The 11,598-nt window shown below is 45.4% G+C and carries 9 protein-coding genes; 7 read left to right on the top strand and 2 right to left on the bottom strand.

The features are described 5' to 3' along the window. Positions 1-55 precede the first annotated feature (55 nt). From CAG68_RS01770 to CAG68_RS01745, 6 genes are all read left to right on the top strand, one after another. Complete coding sequence (locus tag CAG68_RS01770) at positions 56-1,447, top strand: HlyD family type I secretion periplasmic adaptor subunit (RefSeq protein WP_005374562.1); 1,392 nt, start codon at positions 56-58, stop codon at positions 1,445-1,447. Between the two features lie 114 nt (positions 1,448-1,561). Next, positions 1,562-2,245, top strand: a complete 684-nt coding sequence (locus CAG68_RS01765) for a transglutaminase-like cysteine peptidase (RefSeq protein ID WP_005374561.1) — start codon at positions 1,562-1,564, stop codon at positions 2,243-2,245. Positions 2,246-2,250: 5 nt separating this feature from the next. Further along, positions 2,251-4,164: a bifunctional diguanylate cyclase/phosphodiesterase gene (locus CAG68_RS01760; RefSeq protein WP_005374560.1), complete on the top strand. Its 1,914-nt coding sequence runs from the start codon at positions 2,251-2,253 to the stop codon at positions 4,162-4,164. Positions 4,165-4,179: 15 nt separating this feature from the next. Further along, complete coding sequence (locus CAG68_RS01755; protein ID WP_005374556.1) at positions 4,180-6,294, top strand: type I secretion system permease/ATPase; 2,115 nt, start codon at positions 4,180-4,182, stop codon at positions 6,292-6,294. Positions 6,295-6,787: 493 nt separating this feature from the next. Then, on the top strand, positions 6,788-7,381 hold the full coding sequence (locus CAG68_RS01750; protein ID WP_042522270.1) for a mechanosensitive ion channel family protein: 594 nt from the start codon (positions 6,788-6,790) through the stop codon (positions 7,379-7,381). A gap of 135 nt (positions 7,382-7,516) precedes the next feature. Further along, entirely contained in the window at positions 7,517-8,101 is a 585-nt protein-coding gene (locus tag CAG68_RS01745) for a flavodoxin family protein (RefSeq protein ID WP_017635653.1), read from the top strand. A gap of 63 nt (positions 8,102-8,164) precedes the next feature. Here the strand turns inward: CAG68_RS01745 and CAG68_RS01740 are convergent, their stop codons facing one another. Beyond that, positions 8,165-9,790, bottom strand: a complete 1,626-nt coding sequence (locus tag CAG68_RS01740) for an ABC transporter substrate-binding protein (RefSeq protein ID WP_161440717.1) — start codon at positions 9,788-9,790, stop codon at positions 8,165-8,167. A gap of 141 nt (positions 9,791-9,931) precedes the next feature. Between CAG68_RS01740 and mpaA the strand changes: the two genes are divergently transcribed. Continuing rightward, a complete protein-coding gene (gene mpaA, locus CAG68_RS01735) occupies positions 9,932-10,642 on the top strand; it encodes a murein tripeptide amidase MpaA (protein WP_086047165.1) in 711 nt (236 codons plus the stop codon). A gap of 19 nt (positions 10,643-10,661) precedes the next feature. Here the strand turns inward: mpaA and CAG68_RS01730 are convergent, their stop codons facing one another. After that, entirely contained in the window at positions 10,662-11,513 is an 852-nt protein-coding gene (locus CAG68_RS01730; protein WP_005383578.1) for an SIS domain-containing protein, read from the bottom strand. Positions 11,514-11,598: the final 85 nt, after the last annotated feature.

Here is an 11,598-nt window from a genome sequence, read left to right as displayed (position 1 = left end):
GTTAATAATAATAAGATCAAAAAGATAATCCGTAATTATATAAGCAGGGACTGTGATGAGCCGAGATAACTACAACAAACTCAACGATGAAGAGTTGGATTTTGTTGATGACAAAACTGCAGCATTGCTCCTCAATACCCCCAACAGCGCGCGTTTTATGCTCTGGGTTATGGTGCTATTTTTCATTGCAGCAATAGGTTGGGCATCTTGGGCTGAAATCGACAAAGTCACGGTTGGTCAAGGCAAAGTGATTCCCTCCTCACAGATACAAGTAGTCCAAAACTTAGAAGGGGGCTTAGTCAAAGAAATCTTGGTCAAAGAAGGTCAGTTGGTTGAAAAAGGCCAACAGTTACTGCTTATCGATGACACCCGCTTTCGCTCAGATTTTCGTGAACGTGAGCAACAAGTTGCCAACCTTACCGCATCTGTGCTGCAACTATCCGCTTCTATTAACAGTGTTGCCGTTAATCGTGATTTTGAAACGGAAAACTGGCGTCAAAGTGTACTACTTGATTACGGTAAACTGACCTTCCCACCAACCTTGGAAGAGACTCGACCTCAACTCACACAGCGTCAAAAAGCAGAATATCGCGAAGATCTAGATAATTTACGCAACCAACTTTCTGTTATTGACCAACAAGTGCAGCAAAAACAGCAGGACTTGGTAGAGATCCAAGCGCGAGTAAGGAACTTGCGTCAAAGCTACCAATACGCGAAAAAAGAACTCGATATCACCAAACCTTTGGCAGACGAGGGCGTTGTTCCTCGTATTGAACTGCTCAAATTACAGCGCCAAGTCAACGATACCCGTCGTGAAATGACGTCCAGTGAGCTCAAGATTCCCGTATTGCAATCAGCGATTCGAGAATCCATGCTCAACCGTATTGATGTTGCACTCAAATTCCGCTCTGAACAGCAAGAGAAACTCAACAGCGCCCAAGACCAGTTATCTGCCTTGGTTGAATCAGCGGTGGGCTTGGAAGATAGAGTAAACCGAACGGTTGTGAATTCGCCAGTAACAGGCAAAATCAAAACACTGAACATCAATACTGTCGGTGGTGTTATCCAACCTGGTATGGATATCGTCGAGATCGTACCAACAGAAGACACACTATTGGTAGAGGCGAAAATTGCGCCAAAAGACATCGCATTTTTACGCCCAGATCTTCATGCTATCGTGAAATTTACAGCTTACGACTTCACAAAGTACGGCGGTTTAGAGGGAGAGTTGGAACATATCAGCGCGGATACCACTCAAGATGAAGAAGGCAACAGCTTCTACATTGTTCGTGTACGCACCGAAAAAACAAACTTTGGTCAAGATGCAGATTTACCAATCATTCCAGGAATGACAGCATCGGTCGATATCATCACAGGGAAGCGAACCGTTTTGGAATATCTACTTAAACCGATTTTAAGTGCCAAAACGAACGCCTTGAAGGAGTAAACCACATTAAGATACTCGCGATAGGGAGTATTGAGCGATAAGTGATTAAATAAAAAGCACTTATTTCTCACTGACGAACTCTCTAGAAGAGTATACTTGTGATACGAGTCGAATATGCGATCCAATTTGCAGCGTAAAGTTACATTATTAATCAGCTTAAGTTGTTTGTCGTTCCAACTTGGTGCGCTGAACAGTAAAGAACAACGATGGGTCAATACGGTCACAGCGGTGTACGGCGAACGTGCGGGATTGCGCGTAAATACATGGCGAAAGAACCTCGACTTATTTAAACAATTAGAGACTCATGAACAGCTCGCTGGCGTTAACGACTTTTTTAATCAGCTGTATTTCGTTGACGACATAAAACTGTGGGGAAAGACAGATTATTGGGCTACGCCACTCGAATTTTTAGGGAGTAACGCAGGAGACTGTGAAGATTTCACTATTGCTAAGTACTTCTCTTTACTCGAGCTAGGAATACCAGATTCAAAGATGCGGTTAATATACGTAAAAGCCATCGAACTGAATCAGTTTCACATGGTATTAGCTTACTACCCTACCCCAAGTTCTGAGCCGCTCATTCTCGATAATATCAATCCTGACATTGTCCGAGCCTCTAAGCGTAGCGACTTGCTACCGATATACAGTTTTAATGGTACAAACCTGTGGTTGATGAAGTCATCTGCTAGCACTGGAGAGCTGGCAGGGAAAGCATCACGGTTGAGCCTTTGGAATGACTTACGCTCGCGCGAACGTAAGTTGCAGTTAAATAAACCTAAAATTAACTATGACGAGTGAGAAACATGACCCTATATAAGAAGCTTGTGGTGGGGATGGTTACGGTCTTTATACTCTTGTTGGCATCAGTATTCGTAATCCAATTCAACACGACTCGAGACAGCTTGGAGCAACAGCAACGTTCAGAGGTCAACAACACTATTAACACCGTAGGTTTGGCACTGGCTCCTTACCTAAAGGACAAAGATAAAGTAGCGGTTGAGTCCGTGATTAATGCTCTGTTTGACGGCAGCACCTACTCCGTTGTTCGTCTTACAGCATTAGATTCTGACTACCAGATCGTGCGTACCTACCCAGTTAAACCAAGTACGGTGCCACAATGGTTTATCGACATGAATCTATTTAAAGCGATTCACGATAAGCGTGTTGTGACCAGTGGTTGGATGCAGCTCGCCGAAGTAGAAATCATTAGCCACCCAGGCGCAGCTTACGAGCAGCTCTGGCAAGGTTTTATTGGGTTGCTGTCTGTATTCAGTGTCATTTTTCTGGCTGGTTTAGTGGCAATTTCATACATCCTACGTCGCTCGCTAAAGCCGTTAACGGCCATCGTGAATAAAATGCATGAAATCGCGAATAACCAATTTGGTGAACCGCTTGCTCGTCCAAGAACCAAAGATCTTATCGCGGTGGTAGATGGCATTAATATGATGTCTGCTCAAATCGAGCTATCATTCAAAGAGCAAGCCAAAGAGGCTCAACGTCTGCGTGCTCAGGCTTACCTCGATCCTATATCTAAATTGGGTAACCGCTCATTCTACATCAACCAAATCGACCAATGGCTTGCAGAGCAAACGCAAGGGGGTATCGCGCTACTCCATGCTGAATACATTGGCGACATTTACGAGACCAAAGATTACCAACGCGCAGATGCCCACGTTAAAGAACTGTCTCAACGTTTGAAAAACACCATTGATGTACCGGGTGCCACTATTGCTCGCTTGTCTAGTGATGAGTTCGGCTTGCTTTTCCCTCATATGGATGAGAGCGAGTTACGCATTTTATCGGACAGCATCGTCAATTGTGTGAACGGCCTAAATACTGACCCAACAGGCTTAGCAAAACCTAAAGCGTCACTAGGGGTTGCACACAGCAAAGATCAGAAAACGCGTTCTGAAATCCTCTCGATGGTGGACAACGCACTATCGAAAGCCAAAGCGCAACCAGACAAGCCATACGGCTTCATTGGCAGTGATACACCTTCTAGTTTGATGGGTAAACAGCAATGGAAAGCGTTGGTTGAAGAAGCCATTCATAGTGATTGGGTTAAATTCCGTTTCCAAGCTGCGAAAAACACATGGGGTAAAGTATTCCACAACGAAGTATTTTCAAGCATCGAAAAAGATGGTGAAACGTATCGTGCGAATCAATACCTATTCGCACTAGAACAGTTAGACGCCACCAACATCTTTGACCAGTATGTCATTGAATCAATGATTAAGATGCTAGAAAATGGTGAACTTAATGACCCAGTCGCGATTAACATCGCGCAAAGCAGCTTGTCTCAACCATCGTTTATTCGCTGGACAACTAGCATGCTAGAGAAACACGCCAAAGTGGCCTCTAAGCTACACTTTGAAATTCCAGAGGAATGCTTTATCGATCAGCCTCACCACACAGCACTGTTATGTAATGCCATTCGCCAATCAGGTGCTGAGTTCGGCGTAGATAACTACGGACGTAACTTCCAATCTTTGGAATACATCCAAGAGTTCCGCCCGAACTATGTGAAGCTCGATTACCTATTCACACACAACTTGCACGACGAAAAACAGAAATTCACGCTAACGTCGATCTCTCGTACTGCCCACAACCTTGGTATTACGACTATCGCATCGCGTATCGAAACTCAAATCCAGTTGGACTTCCTCACTGAACATTTTGTTGAGGTATTCCAAGGATTCATCGTCGACAAGGAATAAAAAGGTTTATCAACGATGAAAGACCCTTTACTGAATTCGCTCATCTACGTTAGCCGTTACTATGGGTTAGCTAACTCGCCAGAAGCGCTAGTCAACGGACTACCGCTATCTGACGGTAAACTGACCCCATTTTTGCTACCAAGAGCAGCGGAAAGGGCCGGATTGGTTGCCAAGGAAAACCGCGCAGAGCTGGAGAGCATCTCTAGCCTAATTCTGCCAGCAATCTTAGTTCTTAAAGGCGGTGACTCTTGCGTTCTCAACAGCATCAATATGGAGAAACGCGAGGCCGAAGTCACCACCCTAGAAAGTGGAATGGTGCCGATCTCTATTCCATTAGAAGACCTACTTGAGCAATACACTGGTCGGTACTTTTTAGTTAAAAAGCAATTCCGTTTCGATGAGCGCTCTCCCGAAGTGCTCAAAACCAACGAAGGCCACTGGTTCTGGTCAACCTTGTGGCAGTCAAAACGCATCTACCGTGATGTTTTAATCGCATCACTTCTCATCAACCTCTTTGCGGTTGCCGCTCCGCTATTCACTCGCTTGGTGTACGACAAAGTGGTTCCGAATCTTGCGTTTGAAACCCTATGGGTACTAGCAAGTGGCATCTTTGTCGTGTTCCTGTTCGACTTCATTCTCAAGTCGCTGAGAAATTACTTCATTGATGTGGCGGGCAAGAAGTCTGACATTCTGATTTCATCCAAACTGTTCAGCAAAGTGATGGGGATTAGAATGGAATCGAAGCCGCCTTCGGTCGGTGCCTTCGCTCGCCATTTACAAGAATTCGAATCTATTCGAGAGTTTTTTACTTCAGCGACCGTCAGTGCTCTCATTGATTTGCCTTTTGCCATTTTGTTCTTAGTGATTATATGGTTAATGGCTGGCGATCTTGTGTATGTACCGATGGTGGGCGTGGTCATTTTGATTATTCACTCGCTACTTATACAAGGGCCGCTGCGTCGCTCCATTGAGGAGGGTTCACGCCTAGCATCGCAAAAATATGCCAATTTGATAGAGAGCTTGGCTGGGTTAGAAACCGTAAAAATGCTCAGTGCGCAAAGCCAATTCCAATACCGCTGGGAAGAGGCAGTTGCGCACATGGCGAACTGGAATATAAAAAGCCGCCGAATTACGGATAGCATTCAAAACGCAGCAGGTTTTGTGCAGCAAAGTAGTAACGTAGGGATGATCATCCTAGGCGTTTACTTAATTGCAGAAGGCGACTTAACCATGGGCGGTTTGATTGCCGCAACCATGCTTAGCGGCCGCGCGATTGGTCCTTTGGTTCAGTTATCCTTACTCTCTACGCGCTACAACCAAGCGAAGTCTTCTATGACAATTATCAATCAAGTCATGGAAATGCCGGATGAACAAGAAGAAGGTAAACGTTACATTCACCGCCCAATAGTACAAGGCAAAATTGAACTTGAACGCGTGACCTTCCACTACCCAGATTCACCGGTGGCGTCGATTCGAGATTTGAGCTTGACCATTAACCCAGGCGAAAAAGTAGCGATCATAGGCCGTATCGGTTCGGGTAAAACCACGTTAGAACGTCTCATCATGGGCTTGTATCAGCCGACGGAAGGTCATGTTCGCATTGATGATACCGACATCGCACAGCTGCATCATGTCGACATTCGCCGTAATATTGGTTGTGTGCCGCAAGATTCGAATCTGTTCTTTGGTTCTATCCGCGACAACATTACGCTAGGTCGCCCATTAACCGATGACCGTGACGTACTAGACGCAGCAAATCGTGCCGGTGTTACTGCGTTTACGCAATCTGACCCAGCGGGCTTAGAACGCCAAGTTGGTGAAGGTGGAGCAATGCTTTCGGGTGGTCAACGTCAAGCAGTCACGATCGCTCGTGCATTTTTGGGTCGTCCTCCTGTTCTACTAATGGATGAACCAACCAGTGCGATGGATAATCGCTCAGAGATGCACATTAAACATCAATTAGCACAGTTGAAACCTAGTGAAACGCTGATTCTGATTACGCATAAAACGTCTATGCTCGACATCGTTGATCGCGTAATTGTGATGGAAAAAGGCAGCATCATTGCAGATGGCCCTAAAGCGCAAGTGCTGAACGATTTGAAACAAGGCAAAGTGCGTGCGGTTAGCTAGCCTGAATTCACATTGATAAAAGACAAGGGCCCCGTTTAACTTGTGTTTAACGGGGCTTATTTTATTGGGAGCCCGAGATATTTAAGTTCTTCAAGCGCGACCCAAACGAGTACAAGGCCAACAATCACGAATAAAATCATAATCGCCTTTTCATCTTCTTCCATTTTTCAACGCCCTAAAAGCTATTTCAATTAATACACCTTAGGTTATCAGGACAAAAGTCATATTCAGCTCGTTTATAAGGAACTAGCGTCATAGAATGTCGGATATGGGATACAGCTCAAAGATTGCTCTTTTCAAAATCACGTCAGCTTTGGTTGAATATAAGTAATAAAGCCAAAGAGTTCGCAATGCTCACTAAGTCTTTGATTAACCAATATAGTACTCTGTAGTACCTCAACACAGAGACAAATGGTGTAAAGAAAAATTGTGATTACTTACAGCAAAAAATCAGCTATAAAAGCCGCTTTCTAGATATCGTCGAGATGAAGAAATGAATGATTGGATCCAATTAGAGCAAGTGAGCCAGTATTTCACTACGGGCTCCCTCGGTTACAAACTATTGATGGGCATTTTTGTCCTGATCGCGTATCGCATCCTGAAGAGGATTGTAAATAGAGCCATCCTAAATTTGGCAACAACGAAAGGTGTAAAAAAGGCTCGTTTGAGTTTTATTCAGCGCTGTTTCAATGTCGCGCTGCTATTTTTGACCGCCTCTATTTTTGCCATTATCACAGGTATTGGCTATGGCGATGTGTCTTTGTTCCTATCGTCCATTTTTGCCGTATTAGGTGTGGCGTTTATTGCGCAGTGGTCAATTCTGAGCAACATCACTGCCAGCTTTTTGATCTTTTTTGTCTTCCCATACCGAGTGGGTGACCGAATTAAAGTCGTAGATAAAGATGAAGACATCTGCGGTGAGATTCAAGAAATCAGTATGTTTCACGTGTTAATTAAGCACGACAACGGAAACTTAATCACTTACCCAAACAATCAGATTTTGCAAAAAGCAGTGCTAAAGCTGGCGAAAAACAAGCCAGAGCCAAGTAAAGTAAAATCTCGGATTTATACTCGCAGAAAGAAATAACCCACTAAAAAGCCGATGTATCTACATCGGCTTTTTAATGCACTTCTTTTTAAGTTTTAGTGTTGACCTCAACTTAACTTGAGGTTTTAGCCTTAGTCGCACGATTAAAAATCAACAATGAAAAAAGGAACCATTGTGTCCAAAATTGCGATTATTTATTTCTCTAAAACCGACGTTACTGGTCAGCTTGCTCGCGCGATTGCCGCAGGCGTTGAACAACAAGGCATTAAGCAGCAAGATGACTGTGAAATCCTCTCTCACCGAATTGAAGGCAATGAGATTATTGAGGGACGTTTTGTGAACCCTAAACTAATGGATGAACTTGCTGAGTGTGATGCGATTATCTTTGGCTCACCGACCTATATGGGCGGTGTAGCAGCGCAGTTTAAAGCATTTGCAGATGCAAGCAGTGAATCTTGGTATTACCAAAAATGGGCGAGCAAAATCGCGGCTGGCTTTACCAGTGGTGGGGCAATGAATGGCGACCAATCTTGCACATTACAATATCTACAAACGCTCGCTAACCAACACGGCATGATGTGGGTCGGGTTGGATAAGATCAGCAATTCTGGGGAGCAAAACCTGAATCGTTATGGTGTACAAGGTGGTATTGTTGCACAAGGTGGTGAAGATGGTCAGTTGCATGCTTCTGATGTTGCAACAGCAGAGTATCTTGGCAAACGAGTCGCTATGCTCGTGAACAAGCTCTCCACTCGCTAACAATAAAAAGAAGCCCCGTAAGATACATCTTCGGGGCTTCATATTTATCGCTTGTTTTGAGCGCTACTTCTTGATGTAGAGGTCTTTCGAGTAGATACGACCTTCTACGTTGCTCTTGGCAAAACCGCCAACCGTAGGACGAACCAAACGCGCTTGCATGTAGTAGTAAATCGGTGCGATTGGCATATCCGCCGCCAACAATTGCTCGGCTTGATCATAGAAACCTTGGCGCGCTTTCTCATCGGTTGCGGCCAATGCACTGTTCATCGCGTTGTCGTACGCTTCATTGCTGTAACGTGCAAAGTTACCCGAAGAACCTGAGCGAAGTAAGCTCAGGAAAGTAGACGCTTCATTGTAATCACCACACCAGGAAGCGCGCATCACATCGAAATTGCCTTGTTTACGCGCCACTAAGTACGACTTCCACTCTTGGTTTTCTAACTCCACGTGTGCACCGAGATTTTTTTGTAGCATCGACGCTATCGCAACCGCGATCGATTTGTTTGCCTCACTGGTGTTGTACAGCAATTTAAAATCGAGCGGCTTGTCTTGGCTGTAACCCGCTTCTTTTAACAACTGACGCGCTTTCTCGTCACGTTGTTGCTGACTCCACTTACTGTATTCAGGCGGCGTCGCATCAAACCCTGCGGTGTACTGATGCGCAAAAGTATAAGCAGGAAGGTTGCCCACTTGCGTGACACCATTCGTAATCACATCACGCATGATGGAGTACGACACCGCTTGACGCACTCGCACATCATCAAATGGCGGACGAGTGGTATTGAACGCGTAGTAATACGTACACAATAATGGCACCACCGTGTAAGCCTGCTTGTAATCTTGTTTAAGCTTCTGCGCCAAATGAGTCGGCACATCTGACGTGATATCCAGCTCTCCTGCCGCATAGCGATTGATAGACGCGTTTTGGTTTTCAAACGGAATGTAAGTCACTCTGTTTAGATGCGTATCTGCGCTGTCCCAGTAACTTGGACTCTTAACCAGTTCAATGCGCTCATTCACGACCCACTTATCCAATGTGAATGCACCGTTGCTAACAAATTGGTCTGGATCGCTCCACGGCTTGTCGCGGTTTTCCACTGTCGCTTGATGCACTGGCATCATGGACGTGTGCCCAGTCATAGCAACAAAGTACGGCACTTGACTGTCCAACTCAAAACGTAGGGTGTATTTATCCACTGCCTTGATACCGAGATCGTCCAAAGGCTTTTTGCCCTCTGCTACATCGGCGATGTTTTTGATCTTGGTGAGTTTGAGATACCAAACATTTGGAGAAGCGGTCTTCGGGTCCACCGCTCGGCGCAGTGAATAGACAAAATCATCCGCTGTCACAGGCTCGCCATTCGACCATTTCGCGTCTTTGCGCAAGTGAAAAGTAAAGGTTTGGTTATCCTTGGTTTCCCATGATTCTGCCACACCGGGAATAATGTTTCCGTCACGATCTTGAATCACAAGCCCTTCAAATAAGTCACGAATCACATGCATTTCTGGCAGACCTTCGGCTTTCGCTGGGTCAAGCGTCGCCGCCTCTGCGTCATTCGCACGTACTAAATGCTGTTCTGCGGCAAGTTGAATGCCTTTAGGTAAGGTCTCCGCAGCAACTGATGTAGCAAGAAAAGGGGTGAATAAAGAGGAAATCAGCAACGCCGTTGAATGTTTTTTAAAATCCATATCGTTTTTCGTTCTCCTAACGCGTCTTGTGAAGCAAGTGCCACAATTAACATTTCAACCGTTGACGAGTTTAAACGGTTCAGTTTAGCTAGGTGTAATTAGCTTAGATATTGATACTACTTCATCAATCAGGAGATTACGGTGAGTCTAATTCCAAGAACGGAAAGAGCGGCATTTTTAATTCGGCCAACATCATACGGTCAATCCGTGCTTGGTGCGCCATTACTGTATTTTCCGGCTCAAGTCGAAAGTGCTTCACGAGGTTTGATTTTGGCAGGCACTCACGGGGATGAGACAGCCTCGATTGCAGGTTTGTCCTGCGCGCTAAGAAGCTTGCCTGCTGAAAACTTACGACATGATGTGATTCTGTCACTGAATCCGGACGGCAACCAGCTAGGCACACGCGCAAATGCAAACCAAGTGGATCTCAATCGCGCGTTTCCAACCCAAAATTGGACTGAGCATGGCACAGTGTATCGATGGAGTTCTCACACCCCCGTTCGAGACGTACAGGTGAAAACTGGCACTAAAAATCAACTAGAGCCTGAAGTTAGCGCTTTAATTAACTTGATTGAACTGCGCAAGCCAAAGTTTGTGGTGTCGTTTCATGAACCGCTTGCGTTTGTGGATGATCCCAAACATTCCGACCTTGCCAAATGGCTCCGCGAGCAGTTCCAACTGCCAATTGTAGACGATGTCGACTACGAAACACCCGGCTCATTCGGCACTTGGTGTAGTGAACGTGATTTACCTTGCATCACGTTGGAATTACCCGCGATTTCTGCCGATCTCACCATTGAAAAACATCTCTCCGCTTTTATTGCTTTGCTGAGGCACGATCCGGATCTCTAGTCCGCTGTTAAACAAGCGATCATGTGAGGATCTGTTTGATGTCGGTACTAATATCGCTGATCAACTGACGGGCACTGTCGTCTCTTTGCTGAACCAAGATGATAAACAGCAAATCGGTGATCACGTTTTGCGCGGTACGCGAAGCAATGGATGAGCTGCGATGTTCCGTTTCATTGGCAATCGTATCAAACGTAATATCGGCAATACCGCGCAAGCGACTTCTTCCAGGCGCAGATAACGCAATCACCTTCGCGCCCTGCTCTTTTGCCGCTTCTGCCGCGACGAGAATTTCTTTGCGCTCACCCGAAAACGAGATTGCGATCTGAACATCTTCTGGAGAGAGCGTGCGGGCAACAGCAATCTGCACGTGGCTGTCTTGTTCAGAAAGCGCCGTAATACCAAGTTTAAGCAGTTTAAAGCTTAAATCCTTCGCGGTCAGTGCAGAGCCCCCAATCCCGACCACTTGCACTCGACGCGCTTCACTCAACCATTTCACCGCTTGGTGACACGCTTCGTAAGACAGCGTATTGGTAGTTTGAAACATAGCGTCGGTTTTCGCTTTCACCAGTTTCTGTGAAATTACCGCAATGGGGTCGTCAGCCAAAATATCACTGTGCAGCGGTGTCGACTGCATCGCATGCTTACGGCCAATCTCTTCATTCAGAGCTAACTTAAACTCGCTGTAACCTTTAAAGCCGATACGCTGAGTAAATTTCACAATGCTCGATTGACTCACTTTTACTTGCGCCGCAAGTTCTTGGCTGGTGAGCAGCGCCGCCTTTTCTGCGTTTTCAACAATCCAATCGCCAACCAAACGACCGCTTTGCGAAAGCTGAGTACGCCTCGCTACTATCCTATTGATAACTGACACAACAAAAACCTCAAAAATTTTAAATAAATTATTCCAAAACAGAAATAATAGGCGTTTGATTTAACCCCCTGATTATTCTAACCAA

Origin of the sequence: Vibrio sp. V42_P2S4T144 (assembly GCF_009904715.1) — a bacterium.
GTDB classification, from domain to species: domain Bacteria; phylum Pseudomonadota; class Gammaproteobacteria; order Enterobacterales; family Vibrionaceae; genus Vibrio; species Vibrio alginolyticus.
Note: the sequence above shows the minus strand (reverse complement) of the source record. Positions and strands in the feature narration are given on the sequence as shown.